Consider the following 18,006-nt stretch of genomic DNA (forward strand, 5'->3'; position numbering starts at 1 on the left):
TAAAAGATTCTAGGGATAGATATGCAAATAAGGGAATAATAAAAGGCATTCCTAAAATTAGATACCTAACTTCTGGAACACCTATCATATTTCTAAATTTTTATTTCACAACAAGCTCATAACGTGTCTTGCTTGTAAAGGTTTGACCGGCTTTAAGAATAACTTTGTCTTTGAGGTCGCTATGAATGGCATCTGGTAAAGCCTGCGCTTCAAGGGCAATCCCATTGTGCTGTACCATTGGCTGACCTCCTATGATGACACTCTCATCCACAAAGTTTGCTGTGTAGACTACAAAGCATGGAGCCTCTGTCTTGAAAAGCAGGAAGCGACCTGAATTTTGGTCATAAAGGAAACCAGCATTGTCATGACCTGCAGGAAGAGCGAATGGATGATCCAAACCAGATACCAGTTGGATTTGCTCATCATCCTCTGCAAAGATGTCTTTCAACAAGGCACCATTGTAGATGTGTTTAACCACATCACGATTAGCATCTGGAGTTTTAGCCGGAACACCGTCGGGAGCGATTGGATAAATGCCCTCTGTGTTTAGTTGGAAGACATGGCGGTCAATTGTCTGTGTGAAATCACCAGACAAGTTGAAGTAGCTGTGATTGGTTGGATTAACCAGCGTATCCTGATCGGTCGTTACCTTGTAGCTGATTTCGTAGGCACCAGTTTCTTCCAAATAGTAACTAATCCAAATCTTGAGATTTCCAGGAAATCCTCCTGTCCCATCTGTACGCTCTGTGTAGAGGGTCAAGCCATGTTCGCTTACTTCAACTAGTTCAAACAAGCTAGAATCCCAACCAGTTGAACCACTATGGTTACAGTTGCTAGCATTGTTGACTTCAAGGTCATAGGTCTTGCCATTTAGCTCAAAGGTCGCACCTGCAATACGTCCTGCTACAGGACCTACGCTAGCTCCATGTTTGGGGCTATTGCCTACATAGCTATCAAAATCATCAAAACCCAAGATAACATTGGCAAAATTTCCAGCCTTGTCAGGTGTGACATAGCGCAAGATGGTCGCACCATAAGTCATAACCTCAAGCTGGTAGCCACCGTCTGTCTCAAAGCGATAGGCCAAGACATCCTTGCCCTCAACATTTCCAAATACACGCTCTGTGTATGCTTTCATTCTCTTCTCCTTTTACTATTTCTCTCAAGCAAACAAACCATAGAAAGCCTACTGACAATCTATGGTTTATCTGATAGTTTACAAATCCTCTTGTCAAGAATTCATAAACACTGTCTTACTTTTGATATTCGTGAATGATAACACCTTGTACCACACGGTTTACGGTACCTGTAGGAGAAGGTGTATCAGGTTTATTTTCTACCTTGAGTGAAGTCAATAAGGCGAAGAGTTGGGCATAAACAATGTAAGGGAAGACACGGTAAATATCATTCAAGACACCGCCACAACCAAGGGCCACTTCTTTGACATTTTCAAGTCCAAAGGCTTGATCACTCAAAAGCACAACACGACGAGCAATCTGATCACCAGCAACTTCACGAACCAAGTCTAAGTCGTACTTACGAGTGTAGTCTGTCGTTGTACCAAAGACCAAGACAACTGTATCTTCGTTGATCAGAGATTTTGGACCGTGACGGAAGCCGACTGGGCTTTCATACATGGTCGCAACTTGACCAGCTGTCAATTCCAAAATCTTGAGCTGAGCTTCATGAGCAAGTCCAAAGAAAGGACCAGCGCCTAGATAGATGACACGGTTAAAGTCGAGGTCAACAAGCTCTTTGACATCTTCTGCATTGTCTAGAACTTTACGAGCAAGACTAGATATAACTTCAAAACGTTCAGACTTAACAGCAAATTCTGTAGAATCAAAGACCAAGAGAGCTGTCAACATCATAGACGTAAAGCTAGAAGTCATGGCAAAGCCAGCATCATTGGAAGCAGCTGGTTGCAAAAGCAAGAGATTGCGGTCATCTCCATGAGCTTGAAGAGCCAACTTACCGTCCGCCGCACAAGTAATCGTCACTTGATAAAGCTCATCCACCAAGGCTTTGGCCAAATCAACAGTCGCCACACTTTCAGGCGAGTTCCCACTACGAGCAAAGGATACAAGTACAGTTGTCACATCTTTTTTCAAATAAGTTTCTGGATTGGCAACGATATCTGTTGTCGCAATAGCATTGAAATTCCATTTGCGTTCGTCATAGACTTCCTTAAAGTAAGGTACCAAGGTATCTCCCACATAAGCAGAAGTCCCAGCACCTGTCAAGATAACCTTGATATAGTCATGTTTATCAGCAATCCCTTGCAGGAAGGCAGCAATTTCTTCACCTTTTGCTTGATAAGATTCAAAAGCTTCTTTCCAGACATCAGGCTGTTGGTAGATTTCACGTGTAGTGATTTCTGCGCCCAATTCGAGCAAGTCTTCTTTTGTATAATGTAGCATTGAGTTCCTCTTTTTCTATTAAATATGGGAATGGGAGTAAGCCCCATTCCCATGTATATTCTATATAAAATGTTCTAACGATTTTCACGATATCACATCTTATTGAATCGAGTTCCAACTAAAATCTTTGGGAAAAAGACCGATTATCGTCGGAGCATCGCTCCATCCTCTTATCGCCTATTTTCCCTGTGATTTTCACGTTGTCACATCTTATTCATCTTCGTCATCATCGAAGCCAGCTAATAAGTCATTGACTTTCACAATGCTTTCTGCAGCACGACTCTTATAGTCCGCATCTGCACCTGTAAGGCTCGCATTGATAAATTCAATCACCATTGGAAGATTCATCCCTGCGTAAAGGTCAATATCACGACCTTCCATGATTAAACGGCTTACCACGTTACATGGTGTACCACCAAGAAGATCCGCAAAGACAAGGAAATCATCCAAACCTTCAATAGCAGCTTCAAATTTTGCAGTGAAGTCTTCTGGGCCATCTTCCGGAAGAAGAGGCACTGCATGAATATTTTCTTGTGGGCCCATGATCATTTCAGTGCTACCTTTAAGCTCTTCACAGAAACGACCGTGACTCACCAAAATTAATGATTTAGCCATAGATTATGCGCCCATTCCAAGCAAGAATTTACCGATGAATGAAAGACCTACTGCAAGAGCGATAATGATACCGATAGCTTTAGTAGAAGTCATACCTTTCTTACCAAGCAACCAGAAGATAAAGGCAGTAAAGATTGCTGGAAGTAAGCGTGGGAAGATTGAGTTCAAGATATCTTGGAAGTCAATCATCTTTTCACCGATTGGCAATTTGTAAGAAATCTCAAAGTTGATCATTGTTGCTACAAGAGCACCCATCATGAAGACACCAAGTACAGATGCAGCGTCAATCAAAGCTGTCAAAGTACTTTGCATGTTGTTGATAAGGTTAACCCCTTCTTTGTAGGCAAATTCCAATTGTTTCCAACGGAAGATGTCATAAGCAACTGCAACTGCGATCCAAAGGAAGATACCCCATGGTTGGCCAGCGATAGCCATAGTTGCTGCGATAGATCCCATGATAGCAGGTACAAGTGAACCAAAGATTGTATCTCCAAGAGGAGCAAATGGTCCCATCAAACCTGTCTTGATACCGTTAACGGCATCTTTTGAACCTACACCATCTTTTTCTTCCATGGCAAGGTCAAAACCAGCGATAATAGTGTGGAAGAATGGTGAAGTATTGAAGAATTGAGTATGAACTTTCATCATTTCTTTCAATTCAGGAGTTCCATCCCCATACATTTTACGCAATTGAGGCAAGATCATGTAAAGGTAACCAGAAGCTTGCATACGTTCGTAGTTCCAACCTAATTGGAAAGTAAACAAGCTACGTTTGTTGATTTGATTAAAATCTTCTTTTGTTAGTTTGTAATTAGAATTCGTCATCTTCGATTTCCCCACTTTCTGATGGTGTAGAAGGTGCTGCTACAGCTACTTTTTGGCTATTTTTGAAGTGAAGCACTGCAAGGAAGATACCTACGATAGAGATACCAATCATAGACAATCCTTTGAAGTTGTTCACAAAAGCAATTTTTTCAGCAACATCTTTAGGTAGAGTACCGATAACACCTGCAACAGCGCCACCAAGACCTGTTACATATGAGTAAAGAACAGTCAACATAGCTGTCAAACCAAATCCCATAGCAAGGTAGTGGAGGTTACGTTTAACTGGAAGGTAACGAAGCAAGATTGCAAATCCAAGACCTGGAAGCATACGACCTGCAAGAGTCAAACCATCTGCAACCCATTGGTATTGTTTAACCAAGTCTACTACTCCTTGAACAAAGGCACCACCAAAGGCAAGGGCAAAGAAGACTGGAAGGGCACGAGATAGAGCCCATGGAATCGCACCAAGTAGGTAGTTACGTTCGATACCTTTATAGTCAAAGCGTTCGATTGCAGCATCTACACGGTGAGCGAAGAAAGTAGTTGTCATACGTCCAAGAACGTCGAAGTAAGTCAAGAGCGCTGCTACTGGAACGGCGATTGTTGTAATCGCAAGGTCTGTAGCGATTCCTTGTGAAACAGAGAAAGCTGTTGCAAGAACCGCACCAGAAGTTGCGTCAATACGAGAAGCACCACCGAAGGTACCAACCCCAAGTACAAATAACTGCAAGCTACCACCGATAAACAAACCAGTTGTCAAATCTCCCATGATTAAACCAGTAATGAAACCAGCAAATACAGGGGAACCTGCAGATGAAACGATCGTCAACTCATCACAGATTTGATAAGCTGAGTACAAAGTGAGAAGTAAAATTTGCCACCATTGTATCATAACAATGACCTCCTAAAAATTTTTTCCTATTTTAATAAGCTCAAAAAGTCTGAAACTGGATCATTTGGAACCATTTGAGCAGTAAGTTTAACACCTTTTTCTGCCAGTTTGTGGAAGTCTTCCACATCCTTGTCCACTACGTTGATAGAACGTGTGATAGAACGTGTTTCTGGTGTTTGAGACATATTCCCAACATTAAGGGTTTCAAGTGGTACACCTGCTTCTACCAAACCAAGGAAGCGGTCTGGTTTACGAGCCACGATAAAGAGACGTTGGCTATCGTATTTTCCAGCAAGAATATTGGCTGCCGCTTTCTCAATTGGCAAAATACTCAATTTCACACCTGGTGGTGTCGCTAATTTCAAACCACTCTTTTCAACGTCGTTGTTGACAACTTCGTCATCCACAACCATAATACGTGAAACATTTAGTTTTCCAGCCCAAAGATTGGCTACTTGTCCGTGGATCAAACGTCCATCGATACGGCATCCTACAATTGTCATAAATTTTCCCCCTTTATGTGTTTTAGTGTAGGTTTACGAGTTAAATAAATCTCTTCTTTATATTCACCTTCTGTTTCAAAGATAATGATGCGGTTAGCACCTTCCTTTAGATAGCTATGAGGAATATAAAGCGAGAGGGTTGGGCCGACGTTCCAAAAACGTCCTAGGTTCTGCCCATTGACAAAGGCAACTCCCTTACCAAACTCAGACAAGTCTAGGTAAGTATCTTTTGGCTCTTGGACTGTAAAGTCATAAGCGTAAAAGGCTGGTTGTCCTTCTGTCCATCCTTTTGAAAAATCAATTTTCTCAGGATTGTCTAGTGGGAGTGGATAGTGTTTCCAGTTTAGTAAGAAGTGTAAATCCTTACAAACCCCTGTCCGAATTCCCTTACGTTGCGTATCTGCTAAGAACTTGTGTCCATAGTTGACACGCCCCATATTTTCTACCAAGATATCTAACCTGGATAGCGCTTTCTTTTTACCTTGATAAAAAATATCTTCCCCAATCTCTGTCTGATATTGGGTTTCGACCCACTGACCATCGACATAAAGCTGAGCTCTATCTCGACCGTCAATGATACGAAGTCTTTCTTCTTCTGCATCCCAGTTTGTTTCTGTTCGATAGAGTAGATAGCCATAGCTTTGTCCCAACTCCTCCATCTTTTTAGGATAGAGGCTTTCTACTGGACTTGACAAGCTATCCAAGGTTTCAAACAAGGAAACTTTTTCAACTAGTGGAATAGCATCCAACTCCATACTCTCTTTGTAGAGTGGTTCCAGCTGCGGATACTCTGGAAAATGTGTTGCCATCATCTTCTTGACTGCCAGATATTTGGCAGTTGGATTTCCTTCCTCATCTAGAAGGGCATCATAATCATAAGATGTAACTTGTGGTAGGTCCAAAGTCCCTCGAGCTGAGCAACCATTCATGAAGCCAAAGTTTGTACCACCGTGGAACATGTAAAGATTGATAGAGCCTTGTTCCAAAACCTCTCGAACAGCTTCTGCTAATTCTTTCGGATCCCGTGTGATAATCGGTTCCTTCCAACGATTGAACCAGCCATCCCAGAACTCCATACACATGAGTGGCCATTTCTTGCCATGTTCATCAAAGAATTCCTGCATCTGTGAAAAATTGTACGGAGCTTTAGAACCAAAGTTTCCTGTTACAAAGAGGTCATCTTCGATTAAGGTTCCAGCTTTCAGAGTAGCTCTCCATGGACCATCTGATGTAAAGAGAGGACAGGTTACGCCACGCTCTTCCATCAACTGTCGAATTGCTCTCAGATAAGCCTTATCTTCTCCATAAGAACCATACTCATTTTCAACCTGCATCATGAGGATATTGCCACCATTGTCCAACAAATGTGGCACCAAGCGTGACAAGAGCTGGTCATAGTAGCGACCGACAGCTTCAATATAAGCAGGATCTGAGGAACGAAGTCTCATATTCTTTGTTAAGAGCCAGGCTGGTAAGCCACCGAATTCCCACTCCGCACAGATGAAGGGAGAGGGACGAACGATAGCGTAGAGACCCAAATCTTGTGCCGTCTCAAGAAATCGCTCCAAATCCAGAGCTCCTTCAAAGTGAAACTCACCCTCACGAGGCTCGTGTAAATTCCAGGCCACATAAGTCTCTACTGTATTAAAACCAAGAGCCTTCAAGTTATAGAGCGAATGATACCAATCTTCTGGAGGAACCCTAAAATAATGAATGGCGCCAGATAAAATCTTAAATGATTTTCCATCGAGATAAAAATCATCTCGTATCTCAAATCGTGTCATGTTCTTACCTTCTGACAACTAAAGTTTACGCTTTCATTTGTTGATATAGTAAATATATCTCAATATCTTGCATTTGTCAATAGGTTTTCACGATTTTTTTCATTTTTCACTAAATTTTACACAAAAAAATTATAAAAATCTCGTAATCTATAGTCATAACAACATTTTAGCACCATGTATAAAAATGTAGATTTTTCTATTTATTCCTATGTAAATTAACCTTATAGCCTATTATTCTAATTTTTTTATTCAAAAGGCTACTATTCTTTCCAGTTTTATGGTAAAATCTTTAACGGAGAAGGAAAATCGAGGTGAAAATATGGCAATTCCAAAGTATCAATATATTAAAGATGAGTTAAAGAACAAAATCATTTCTGGTCAATTTGCCAGTGGAGATAAATTCTACACTGAAGCTGAATTGATTGCAATGTATGATGTGAGTTCTATCACAGTTGTCCGCGCCTTAAACGACCTTGCCAAGGATGGCTATATTGTCCGTCAACAAGGAAAGGGTACATTCGTTTCACGCGCACGCAAACATAAACTCGTAGAGTTTTCAGATGTAGAAGTTTTTGAAACTAAAGATGATAAAGTTACCGTCCTTTCTATTGAGCGTGGAAACAAACTAAGCTACTTAGAAAAACTCGGACTACGCGGAGATCAGTTCTACTACAAGATTGAACGCGTACGCGAAACAGGTGGTGTTGTCTACATCTACCATACATCTTACATTCCAGAACAATACATCAACGCAAATTATCCAAATCTTGAATATTATAGCTCTATCTATAACCGTTTCAAATTGGATTACCACATTCACATGAATGATGAACATTTTGAAGAAATCAATGAAATAGCATTTCCAACTCCAGAACATGCGGCTTCGGTCCTCGGAGTCGATGAACAATTCCCAACCGTTTTACAAACCAAGACTACTAAACTAGAGTCTACTGGTCAAGTTCTCGCATTCAGCGAAACATATAAACGAGCGGATTACTACAAAATCAAATTCATTTCATGTGACCGTGATCACTAAGAAGAAAGCCTGAGCCTAAACGCTTGGGCTTTTTCTATACTTATTATACCACACCAAAAAGGTAGCGCTTACCTATTTTTGGAAGATTCTATAATTTGTGGAGTATTTTATAGAAATAGAACCAAAAAGATTCTACTAGATATATATATGTATCTTTTCCGACCAATCTGAAATCTTAAGTTTAAATTTTATATTTTTTTATACTTATTATAGTTTTTTGTCATCTCCTCTTGACTCTCGTTAATATAAGAAATAAAATAAAGGTGTTGATTTATGTAAACGCTATCAATATAACAATGCAATCAGGAGGTTTTGCAATGAAACATGAAAAACAACAGCGTTTTTCTATTCGTAAATACGCTGTAGGAGCAGCTTCTGTTCTAATTGGATTCGCCTTCCAAGCACAGACTGTTGCAGCCGATGGAGTTACTCCTACTACAGAAAACCAACCGACCATCCATACGGTTTCTAATTCCCCTCAATCATCCGAAAATCGGACTGAGGAAACACCTAAAGCAGAGCTTCAACCAGAAGCTCCAAAAACTGTAGAAACAGAAATTCCAGCTACTGATAAGGTAGTTAGTCGTCCAAAAACAGAAGAAAAACCACAAGAGGAAGTTAGTTCAACTCCTAGTGATAAAGCAGAAGTGGTAACTCCAACTTCTGCTGAAAAAGAAACTGCTAATAAAAAGGCAGAAGAAGCTAGCCCTAAGAAAGAGGCTGATTCTAAAGAGTCAAATACAGACAAGACTGACAAGGATAAACCAGCTGAAAAAGATGCTAAAAAAGATGAAGCGAAAGCAGAGGCTGACAAACTGGCAACAGAGGCAGGAAAGGAACGTGCTACAACTGTAAATGAAAAACTAGCGAAAAAGAAAATTGTTTCTATTGATGCTGGACGTAAATATTTCTCACCAGAACAACTCAAGGAAATCATCGATAAAGCGAAACATTATGGCTACACTGATTTACACCTGTTAGTCGGAAATGATGGACTCCGCTTCATGTTGGACGATATGAGCATCACAGCTAACGGCAAGACCTATGCGAGTGACGATGTCAAACGTGCCATTGAAAAAGGTACAAATGATTATTACAACGATCCAAACGGCAATCACTTAACAGAAAGTCAAATGACAGATCTGATTAACTATGCCAAAGATAAAGGCATCGGTCTCATTCCGACAGTAAATAGTCCTGGTCACATGGATGCAATCCTCAATGCCATGAAAGAATTGGGAATCCAAAACCCTAACTTTAGCTATTTTGGGAAGGAATCAGCTCGTACTGTCGATCTTGACAACGAACAAGCGGTCGCTTTTACAAAAGCCCTTATCGATAAATATGCTGCTTATTTCGCGAAAAAGACTGAAATTTTCAACATCGGACTGGATGAATATGCCAACGATGCAACAAACGCTAAAGGTTGGAGCGTTCTTCAAGCTGATAAATACTATCCAAACGAAGGCTACCCTGTAAAAGGATATGAAAAATTTATTGCCTACGCCAATGACCTAGCTCGTATTGTAAAATCACACGGTCTAAAACCAATGGCCTTCAATGATGGTATCTACTACAATAGTGATACTAGCTTCGGAACTTTTGACAAAGATATCATCGTTTCAATGTGGACTGGTGGTTGGGGAGGTTACGACGTCGCTTCTTCTAAACTTCTAGTAGAAAAAGGTCACCAAATCCTAAACACTAACGATGCTTGGTACTACGTTCTTGGACGAAACGCTGATGGCCAAGGCTGGTACAATCTCGATCAGGGGCTCAATGGTATTAAAAACACACCAATCACTTCTGTACCAAAAACAGAAGGAGCTGATATCCCAATCATCGGTGGTATGGTAGCTGCTTGGGCTGACACTCCATCTGCACGTTATTCACCATCACGCCTCTTCAAACTCATGCGTCAATTCGCAAATTCTAACGCTGAATACTTCGCAGCTGATTATGAGTCTGCAGAAAAAGCACTTAACGAGGTACCAAAAGACCTTAACCGTTATACTGCAGAAAGCGTCGCAGCGGTTAACGAAGCGGCAAAAGTCATCCGTTCACTTGATAGCAACCTCAGCCGTGCCCAACAAGACACGATTGACCAAGCAATTGCAAAACTTCAAGAAGCAGTCAGCAATTTGACCTTCACACCAGAAGCTCAAAAAGAAGAAGATGCTAAACGTGAGGTTGAAAAACTTGCCAAAAACAAGGTAATCTCAATCGATGCTGGACGCAAATACTTTACTCTTGACCAACTCAAACGCATCGTAGATAAGGCCAGTGAGCTCGGATATTCTGATGTTCATCTCCTTCTAGGAAATGACGGACTTCGCTTCCTACTCGATGATATGACCATTACTGCCAACGGAAAAACCTATGCTAGTGATGACGTTAAAAAAGCTATTATCGAAGGAACAAAAGCTTACTACGATGATCCAAACGGAACTGCACTAACACAGGCAGAAGTGACAGAGCTTGTTAAATACGCTAAGGAAAAAGGTATTGGTCTGATTCCAGCTATTAATAGCCCAGGGCATATGGATGCTATGCTGGTTGCCATGGAAAAACTTGGCATCGCGAATCCTCAAGCAAACTTTGATAAAGTTTCAAAAACCACGATGGACCTTGAAAATCAAGAAGCCCTTAACTTTACCAAAGCCCTTATCGGTAAGTATATGGATTACTTTGCTGATAAATCAAAGATTTTCAACTATGGTACTGACGAATACGCTAACGACGCGACTAATGCTCAAGGCTGGTACTACCTCAAATGGTATCAACTCTATGGAAAATTTGCCGAATATGCCAACACCCTCGCTGCTATGGCCAAAGAGAGAGGTCTTCAACCAATGGCCTTCAACGATGGCTTCTATTATGAGGACAAAGACGATGTTCAGTTTGACAAAGATGTCTTGATTTCTTACTGGTCTAAAGGCTGGTGGGGCTACAACCTTGCATCACCTCAATATCTAGCAAGCAAGGGTTATAAGTTCTTGAATACCAACGGTGACTGGTACTACATTCTCGGTCAAAAACCAGAAGATGGTGGTGGTTTCCTCAAGAAAGCTATTGAGAATACTGGAAAAACACCATTCAATCAACTAGCTTCTACCAAATATCCTGAAGTAGATCTTCCAACAGTCGGAAGTATGCTTTCAATCTGGGCAGATAGACCAAGCGCTGAGTACAAGGAAGAGGAAATCTTTGAACTCATGACTGCCTTTGCAGACCACAACAAAGACTACTTCCGTGCTAATTATAATGCTCTCCGCGAAGAATTAGCTAAAATTCCTACAAACTTAGAAGGATATAGTAAAGAAAGTCTTGAGGCCCTTGACGCAGCTAAAACAGCTCTAAATTACAACCTCAACCGCAGCAAACAAGCTGAACTAGACGCACTAGTAGGTAAGCTCAAAGCTGCTCTTCAAGGCCTCAAACCAGCTGCAACCCATTCAGGAAGCCTGGATGAAAATGAAGTGGCTGCCAATGTTGAAACCAGTCCAGAACTCATCACAAGAACTGAAGAAATTCCATTTGAAGTTATCAAGAAAGAAAATCCTAACCTCCCAGCTGGTCAGGAAAATATTATTACAGCAGGAGTCAAAGGTGAACGAACTCATTACATCTCTGTACTCACTGAAAATGGAAAAACAACAGAAACAGTCCTTGATAGCCAGGTAACCAAAGAAGTTGTAAACCAAGTGGTTGAAGTCGGCGCTCCTGTAACTCACAAGGGTGATGAAAGTGGTCTTGCACCAACTACTGAGGTAAAACCTAGACTGGATATCCAAGAAGAAGAAATTCCATTTACCACAGTAACTCGTGAAAATCCACTCTTACTCAAAGGAAAAACACAAGTCATTACTAAAGGTGTCAACGGTCGCCGTACAAACTTCTACTCTGTAAGCACTGTTGATGACAAGGAAGTGAAAACACTTGTAGATAGTCTTGTAACCAAAGAAGCAGTTACGCAAATTGTTGAAGTCGGAACCCTGGTAACACATGTAGGCGATGAACATGATCTTGCTCCAGTTGCAGAAACAAAACCTAGACTGGATATCCAAGAAGAAGAAATTCCATTTACCACAGTGACTCGTGAAAATCCACTCTTGCTCAAAGGAAAAACACAAGTCATTGCTAAAGGTGTCAACGGGCACCGTACAAACTTCTACTCTGTGAGCACTGTTGATGGCAAGGAAGTGAAAACACTTGTAAATAGTGTCGTAGCACAGGAAGCTGTTACTCAAATAGTCGAAGTCGGAACTATGGTAACACATGTAGGCGATGAAAACGGACAAGCCGCTATTGCTGAAGAAAAACCAAAACTAGAAATCCCAAGCCAACCAGCTCCATCAACTGCTCCTGCTGAGGAAAACAAAGCTCTTCCTAAAGGTCCAGCTCCTGTGGCAACAGAGAAAAAACTTCCTGAAACAGGAAGTCACGATTCTGCAGGACTAGTAGTCGCAGGACTCATGGCCTCACTAGCAGCTTATGGACTCACTAAAAGAAAAGAAGACTAAGTCTTTTCGATAAAAAATAAACAGCGAGCTTTGATCTCGCTGTTTATTTTTTAATTAATCACCCAGTCCAAGACGGTCAAAGATATCATCCACTCGTTTAGTGTAGTAAAGAGGATTAAAGATTTCGTCGATTTCTTCTTGCGTGAGGCGCGATGTTACTTCGGGATCTGCTTCAAGAAGTGGCTTGAAGTCTACTTGGTTATCCCACGATTGAGCTGTTTTTGGTTGCACCAAGTCATAGGCTTGCTCACGGGTCATCCCTTTTTCAATCAAGGTCAACATGGCACGTTGGCTAAAGATAAGACCAAACGTAGAGTTCATGTTACGGATCATATTTTCTGGGAAGACCGTCAAATTCTTGACAATATTTCCAAAACGGTTGAGCATGTAGTCAATCAAGATGGTCGTATCTGGTGTGATGATACGCTCAGCCGATGAATGAGAGATATCACGCTCATGCCAAAGTGCAACGTTCTCATAGGCTGTAATCATGTGACCACGGATGACACGCGCAAGACCTGTCATGTTCTCAGAACCGATAGGGTTGCGTTTGTGAGGCATTGCTGAAGACCCTTTTTGACCTTTAGCAAAGAACTCTTCTACTTCACGTTGTTCCGATTTTTGAAGACCACGGATTTCCGTTGCCATGCGTTCAATAGAAGTCGCGATGCTGGCAAGAACTGCAAAGTACTCAGCGTGAAGGTCACGAGGAAGGACCTGTGTAGAGATTTCTTGAGCACGGATACCCAACTTGTAGCAGACATATTGCTCTACGAATGGTGGGATGTTGGCAAAGTTCCCAACCGCACCAGAAATCTTACCAGCTTCGACGCCAGCAGCCGCATGCTCAAAACGCTCGATGTTGCGCTTCATTTCGCTGTACCAAGTCGCCAATTTCAGACCAAAGGTTGTAGGTTCAGCGTGCACACCGTGAGTACGACCCATCATGATGGTAAACTTGTGCTCCTTAGCCTTATCAGCGATGATGTTGGTGAAATTTTCAAGGTCACGACGGATGATGTCGTTAGCCTGCTTGTAGAGGTAACCGTAAGCCGTATCCACCACGTCGGTAGAAGTCAAACCATAGTGGACCCACTTGCGCTCTTCACCAAGAGTCTCAGAAACCGCACGTGTGAAGGCCACCACGTCGTGACGAGTCTCCTGCTCAATCTCCAAAATACGGTCGATGTCAAAGTCCGCTTTCTCACGAATCAAAGCCACATCTTCCTTAGGGATTTCCCCCAACTCAGCCCATGCCTCGTCAGCCAAGATTTCCACCTCAAGCCAAGCACGGTATTTATTTTCTTCACTCCAAATGTTCGCCATCTCAGGGCGAGAGTAACGGTTGATCATGTTGTTTCTCCTTTAAAGCATTTCTTTCATCTTGAACAGGTTAGAATGAAAATTTTCAATTCTTTTTTCAAGTGCTTCAACAGTTTTTTCTTTACTATCGTTATAATAAATAGATAGTAATTGACTATCTTCCTTACTGATATCTTTCCGATTCTCATCAGGTAGACTATTTAATTTTTCTGATGCCATCGCAATCATGTCTACAATTCTAATTGAAGCATTAAAACCAATAGCAAAAATATTTTTCTTTTCTAAATCTTTCTCTTGAGATACCAAAAAATTATATGAAATAAATAGTAATTTTGAATAATCTTCAAAAAAGTATCTTGCGTTTCCAAACTCTCTTCTAATTTTTAGCGGAACTTCCTCAAGCTCTATTTCCCTCCACTTTTCTAGCAATTCTCCCATAGCATAATGTCTAGCAACGACATTCATTGTGTTTTGAACCCTTGAGTCACTCTGAATATATTCCTCAATACGATCAATATTTTCATATAAAAATTCTAATCCCTTCGGTAATCTTATTCGTCTTAACTCAAGCGCTGTTTTTTCTAGAGATTCCCCCATCTTTTCTTGTTTTGTATTCTGTGCATCTAAAATGTTTGTAATTTCTACAAAAGTTTCTTGCATTTGTTTCTGATTTTCTTCTTGTTTATCTAAACGTTGCTCTTGCAAAATCAGATCGTCTTTCCTTTCCAAACTCTCGACATGAAAAAGAAATAATGATATTAATACAGGAATCAACATACACAGTAATTGGATAAGGTAATCACCTGGTTTAGTTTCAAAGTTATTAACAATGCTATTCCAATAAGAACAGCTCAATATTATTAATAAAAGTGTAATTACGGCTGTAATTAAGTAAATTACTTTTTTCAAACTTCCTCCTCAACTCTCACCCTCTGGTTTTGTAACTTTCTTCTTCCCACTAGCCCTATATCTCTTCCTGATGGTGTTGAGTTGGGCTTTGAGATTTTGGTAGTCTTAGTGTTCGGGTTGGCCGTGGGATAGGACGGCGACTAGGTCAATGATGTAGTCGTAAGCGGCTTGCAGGGTTTGTTTTTGTTGCTTGCTTTGGCCAATCTTGTATTGGCTTGCTCGCTGAGGCGGGCTTTATAAACCGCAACGAATTTGCTTTGCGCAGCTTGGTGTAGGCTGCCTCCACCGCCTGTCCGTCAACATGAGCGTAGGCTTTTACAAAATTGACCAGCGTTTGGTAGGCATTGTCACGCTTTTGGTCGACCTCGTCCAAGTCCTTGACCACAGCCGATGCTGCTTTGCCCTTTGGCGCGCTCTGATAATTAGCCTAAGCCGTTTCCAGACGGCTAGCGTGAGTCGTGAGCAAGTGCTCCTGCTTGTGCTCCTTGGCAAAAGTTATCAAAGCTGAAACCGTGTCAGCTGTCAACTGCGAAAACTCATCGGTTTTCAACTTCTCTGTCGCCAGAGATTCAATCCCATAAGTTTTCAAATTCATCTATCGTCTCCTTTTTTTAAAAATATTATTTTCATAAATGATATGGGAGAAAATCCCAAAGGTTTCCCGCAAACAGAAACACATCGTCGGGAAGTTTCAGCGGTCTGATTCTGACGGGGAGGGAATGGGGAGGAGGAAGCAATTGATCACCTTTCATATCGTCTACTTATCAAAATCCCGAAATAAAATGATCTAAACTGTGCGCAAGCTTCTTCCAAAATCCACCTATGATTATGTCATCTTCATCAATGTAAAGGCTGCTTTTTAAAATAGTATTTACAAATCGCATATCGTAAGTAAAGGCTTGAACAGCAAGATAATAACCTAGTAATCCTAAAATTATCAGAAACATCAACAATGCTAAAAAAACAACCAAGTCATTTTGCAAACCAGCATTTTCATCAATTAACAGTTTTGAAAGTTCTTCTTTAGGAATAGAATCTTTAAAAAAATTAAGATAGGTTGTAGTCACAAATATTGAAATAGTTGCTAAAATACCACAACTCCAATTTGCAAAACTATTTATTTTTTTCAACGATAATTCTATATCAGAAATTAACATTTCCGTATGTTCGTCATTTAAAAAATATCCTTTTCTAAAAGCTATCGTTAAATTTTTAATATTAATTTTCTCAAAAAGAAAATTAAATCTATAAAGCACTCCCATAATTAATAATAAAGCAACAAGTCCCCCTGAGGAATCTGGATCTTGAGCTCTACCAATTAGAAAAAGCGCATATAAAATCCCATACAATAATACATACTTCATAACTTTTCCCGTAAGGGAGTCAACTAAACCTATCTGGCTTCTTAATAAGTTTTTGATCTCAAAATACTTTAATGGCATACCTCTCCTCTAAAAATCCATCCCTTCCCCAAACTCCTCAACCTTATCCGGCACATCACTAAACAAAGTCACATGTCCCATTTTGCGGTTGTGCTTCGCTTCTATTTTACCATACATGTGGAGGTGGGCGCTTGGATTTTTTGTGACATATTTTTTGGCCGCCTCGACGTGCTGGCCGAGGACATTGAGCATGACAGCTGGCGCATGTAGTTTGATGGCTGGCAATTGTGCTCCTAGAACACCCAAGATATGGGTATCAAACTGGGAGAAGTCGCAGGCTTCGATTGAGTAGTGGCCTGAGTTGTGTGGACGCGGGGCAATCTCATTGACGATGATGTCGTCAGCCGTCGCAAACATTTCCACGCAAAGCGTTCCAGATAAGTTAAGTTGTTCTGCAATTCGCACTGCCATGGTTTTTGCTTTTTCTGCTAACTTATCAGAAATGCGAGCAGGCACAATCGTTTTAGAAAGAATGTTGTTGCGGTGAACATTTTCCTGCACTGGGAAAACTGTCACATCCTTGCCATTCCCTGACACGATGACAGAAATTTCAAGGTCAAAATTGACAAATTCTTCCAAAACGCAGTCTGCTGAATCTGCTAGCGCATAGGCTTCTTCCAAATCTTCTGCTGAGCGAATGATCTTTTGACCATGTCCATCGTAGCCACCTGTCGCAGTCTTGAGGACATAGGTTTTGGCCAGGTCAATATCTGCCAAGTCTTGGCTAGAAGTCACGACCTTGTAGGGTGCAACTGTCACTTGAGCCTTATTTGAGAGAAAGTCCTTTTCAAAGATACGGTTTTGTGAAATGCGAAGCAGGTCTGTTCCTTGTGGGAGTTGTCCCTCCTTGATGACAGCATCCAAACCGTCAGCATCAACATTTTCAAATTCATAGGTAAGGACATCACAACGCTCAGCCAACTGACGGAGGGCATCCACATCATTATAAGGAGCCACGATGATCTCCGCCACGCGAGAGGCTGGACAATCAGCTGCAGGATCCAGCGCGATAACCTTGTGCCCCATATAAATGGCAGAAATAGCCATCATCTGACCCAGCTGACCGCCACCGATAATTCCTATTGTTTTAGATGAGCTCATTAGTTGATTCCTCTGCTATTTTTCCTTGCTCTTCTGCGAAATCAGCCAATGCTGTCGCAATAGCCTGATCCTCTACTGAAAGGAGACGGAGGGCAAAGAGGGCCGCATTGGTCGCACCTGCTTCACCAATAGCCATAGTTGCGACTGGTACTCCACCCGGCATCTGTACTATAGAATAGAGTGAATCCACGCCACTAAGCGCACGTGATTTGACTGGCACGCCGATGACTGGAAGAGTTGTTTTGGCAGCTACCATTCCTGGCAAGTGGGCTGCGCCTCCAGCACCTGCGATGATAACCTTGATGCCACGGCTACGTGCTTCTTCGGCATGCTTGAACATGAGATCAGGTGTGCGATGGGCAGAGACAACCTTCTTCTCGTAGGCTACACCGAAGCGGTCTAGGACTTCAGCGGTTTTTTGCATGGTTGCCCAGTCTGATTTTGAGCCCATGATGATGGAAATAATTGGTTTAGTCATAATTTTTCCTTTTTTCTTCTTTTTTGATAATGGTCTTAGGTGGTGGGGACGGAAGCAAACCTTCGGTTTCATTCCTAAACTTTGAGCCTAGGGTCTCAAAGTTTCCCTAGACCAGAACAGATACTGTTCTGGTCTTTTCACCACGGAGACCATTA

The 18,006-nt window shown here is 41.4% G+C and carries 16 protein-coding genes; 2 read left to right on the plus strand and 14 right to left on the minus strand.

All coding sequences use genetic code 11. From position 1 onward, the window contains the following. Nucleotides 1-100 precede the first annotated feature (100 nt). The 7 genes from O3616_RS09010 to O3616_RS09040 form a co-directional block, all read right to left on the minus strand. Nucleotides 101-1,138, minus strand: coding sequence for an aldose epimerase family protein (locus O3616_RS09010; RefSeq protein ID WP_371638680.1), 1,038 nt, complete (start codon nt 1,136-1,138; stop codon nt 101-103). Between the two features lie 115 nt (nt 1,139-1,253). Beyond that, nucleotides 1,254-2,420 carry an SIS domain-containing protein gene (locus tag O3616_RS09015; protein ID WP_371638681.1) on the minus strand — a complete coding sequence of 389 codons (1,167 nt, stop codon included), beginning with the start codon at nt 2,418-2,420 and terminating at the stop codon, nt 1,254-1,256. A 210-nt stretch (nt 2,421-2,630) separates the two neighbouring features. Then, a complete protein-coding gene (locus tag O3616_RS09020; RefSeq protein ID WP_371638682.1) occupies nt 2,631-3,035 on the minus strand; it encodes a PTS sugar transporter subunit IIA in 405 nt (134 codons plus the stop codon). 3 nt (nt 3,036-3,038) lie between these two features. Continuing rightward, nucleotides 3,039-3,860: a PTS system mannose/fructose/sorbose family transporter subunit IID gene (locus O3616_RS09025; protein WP_049509964.1), complete on the minus strand. Its 822-nt coding sequence runs from the start codon at nt 3,858-3,860 to the stop codon at nt 3,039-3,041. Beyond that, nucleotides 3,847-4,752 (minus strand): PTS mannose/fructose/sorbose/N-acetylgalactosamine transporter subunit IIC, encoded by a 906-nt coding sequence (locus tag O3616_RS09030; RefSeq protein WP_371638683.1) that lies wholly within the window; start codon nt 4,750-4,752, stop codon nt 3,847-3,849. The genes O3616_RS09025 and O3616_RS09030 overlap by 14 nt, the downstream gene beginning before the upstream one ends. 26 nt (nt 4,753-4,778) lie before the next feature. Further along, nucleotides 4,779-5,255 carry a PTS system mannose/fructose/N-acetylgalactosamine-transporter subunit IIB gene (locus tag O3616_RS09035; RefSeq protein ID WP_000156974.1) on the minus strand — a complete coding sequence of 159 codons (477 nt, stop codon included), beginning with the start codon at nt 5,253-5,255 and terminating at the stop codon, nt 4,779-4,781. Continuing rightward, nucleotides 5,252-7,039: a beta-galactosidase family protein gene (locus tag O3616_RS09040; RefSeq protein WP_371638684.1), complete on the minus strand. Its 1,788-nt coding sequence runs from the start codon at nt 7,037-7,039 to the stop codon at nt 5,252-5,254. Before O3616_RS09040 ends, O3616_RS09035 begins: the two co-directional genes overlap by 4 nt. Nucleotides 7,040-7,358: 319 nt before the next feature. On the opposite strand from O3616_RS09040, the gene O3616_RS09045 reads away from it, so the two are divergent. Both O3616_RS09045 and strH read left to right on the plus strand, forming a co-directional pair. Continuing rightward, nucleotides 7,359-8,075: a GntR family transcriptional regulator gene (locus O3616_RS09045; RefSeq protein ID WP_042749780.1), complete on the plus strand. Its 717-nt coding sequence runs from the start codon at nt 7,359-7,361 to the stop codon at nt 8,073-8,075. A gap of 317 nt (nt 8,076-8,392) precedes the next feature. Next, nucleotides 8,393-12,598, plus strand: coding sequence for an LPXTG-anchored beta-N-acetylhexosaminidase StrH (gene strH, locus O3616_RS09050; RefSeq protein ID WP_371638685.1), 4,206 nt, complete (start codon nt 8,393-8,395; stop codon nt 12,596-12,598). Between the two features lie 54 nt (nt 12,599-12,652). Here strH and purB read toward each other — a convergent pair whose 3' ends face one another. From purB to purE, 7 genes are all read right to left on the minus strand, one after another. After that, nucleotides 12,653-13,951: an adenylosuccinate lyase gene (purB, locus tag O3616_RS09055; RefSeq protein ID WP_049552322.1), complete on the minus strand. Its 1,299-nt coding sequence runs from the start codon at nt 13,949-13,951 to the stop codon at nt 12,653-12,655. 12 nt (nt 13,952-13,963) lie between these two features. Further along, entirely contained in the window at nt 13,964-14,830 is an 867-nt protein-coding gene (locus O3616_RS09060; RefSeq protein WP_223336345.1) for a hypothetical protein, read from the minus strand. A 145-nt stretch (nt 14,831-14,975) separates the two neighbouring features. Next, complete coding sequence (locus tag O3616_RS09065; protein WP_006149148.1) at nt 14,976-15,215, minus strand: DUF6261 family protein; 240 nt, start codon at nt 15,213-15,215, stop codon at nt 14,976-14,978. Between the two features lie 42 nt (nt 15,216-15,257). After that, nucleotides 15,258-15,425 (minus strand): hypothetical protein, encoded by a 168-nt coding sequence (locus O3616_RS09070; RefSeq protein ID WP_164978943.1) that lies wholly within the window; start codon nt 15,423-15,425, stop codon nt 15,258-15,260. A 169-nt stretch (nt 15,426-15,594) separates the two neighbouring features. Continuing rightward, complete coding sequence (locus O3616_RS09075; RefSeq protein WP_049552323.1) at nt 15,595-16,272, minus strand: hypothetical protein; 678 nt, start codon at nt 16,270-16,272, stop codon at nt 15,595-15,597. A 9-nt stretch (nt 16,273-16,281) separates the two neighbouring features. Continuing rightward, entirely contained in the window at nt 16,282-17,373 is a 1,092-nt protein-coding gene (gene purK, locus O3616_RS09080; RefSeq protein WP_125431561.1) for a 5-(carboxyamino)imidazole ribonucleotide synthase, read from the minus strand. Next, complete coding sequence (purE, locus tag O3616_RS09085; RefSeq protein WP_049509947.1) at nt 17,360-17,851, minus strand: 5-(carboxyamino)imidazole ribonucleotide mutase; 492 nt, start codon at nt 17,849-17,851, stop codon at nt 17,360-17,362. The genes purK and purE overlap by 14 nt, the downstream gene beginning before the upstream one ends. Nucleotides 17,852-18,006 lie beyond the last annotated feature (155 nt).

It is taken from the genome of Streptococcus sp. 27098_8_86 (assembly GCF_041432595.1).
In the GTDB taxonomy this organism is placed as follows: Bacteria; Bacillota; Bacilli; order Lactobacillales; family Streptococcaceae; genus Streptococcus; species Streptococcus pneumoniae_F.

Excerpts from the sequence above, each read along its gene's own strand:
- purK (WP_125431561.1), bottom strand. The coding sequence starts at position 17,373 with ATGAGCTCATCTAAAACAATAGGAATTATCGGTGGCGGTCAGCTGGGT.
- O3616_RS09020 (WP_371638682.1), bottom strand. The coding sequence starts at position 3,035 with ATGGCTAAATCATTAATTTTGGTGAGTCACGGTCGTTTCTGTGAAGAG.
- O3616_RS09025 (WP_049509964.1), bottom strand. The coding sequence starts at position 3,860 with ATGACGAATTCTAATTACAAACTAACAAAAGAAGATTTTAATCAAATC.
- strH (WP_371638685.1), top strand. The coding sequence starts at position 8,393 with ATGAAACATGAAAAACAACAGCGTTTTTCTATTCGTAAATACGCTGTA.
- purB (WP_049552322.1), bottom strand. The coding sequence starts at position 13,951 with ATGATCAACCGTTACTCTCGCCCTGAGATGGCGAACATTTGGAGTGAA.
- O3616_RS09015 (WP_371638681.1), bottom strand. The coding sequence starts at position 2,420 with ATGCTACATTATACAAAAGAAGACTTGCTCGAATTGGGCGCAGAAATC.
- O3616_RS09070 (WP_164978943.1), bottom strand. The coding sequence starts at position 15,425 with ATGAATTTGAAAACTTATGGGATTGAATCTCTGGCGACAGAGAAGTTG.
- purE (WP_049509947.1), bottom strand. The coding sequence starts at position 17,851 with ATGACTAAACCAATTATTTCCATCATCATGGGCTCAAAATCAGACTGG.
- O3616_RS09035 (WP_000156974.1), bottom strand. The coding sequence starts at position 5,255 with ATGACAATTGTAGGATGCCGTATCGATGGACGTTTGATCCACGGACAA.
- O3616_RS09030 (WP_371638683.1), bottom strand. The coding sequence starts at position 4,752 with ATGATACAATGGTGGCAAATTTTACTTCTCACTTTGTACTCAGCTTAT.
- O3616_RS09045 (WP_042749780.1), top strand. The coding sequence starts at position 7,359 with ATGGCAATTCCAAAGTATCAATATATTAAAGATGAGTTAAAGAACAAA.
- O3616_RS09075 (WP_049552323.1), bottom strand. The coding sequence starts at position 16,272 with ATGCCATTAAAGTATTTTGAGATCAAAAACTTATTAAGAAGCCAGATA.
- O3616_RS09010 (WP_371638680.1), bottom strand. The coding sequence starts at position 1,138 with ATGAAAGCATACACAGAGCGTGTATTTGGAAATGTTGAGGGCAAGGAT.
- O3616_RS09040 (WP_371638684.1), bottom strand. The coding sequence starts at position 7,039 with ATGACACGATTTGAGATACGAGATGATTTTTATCTCGATGGAAAATCA.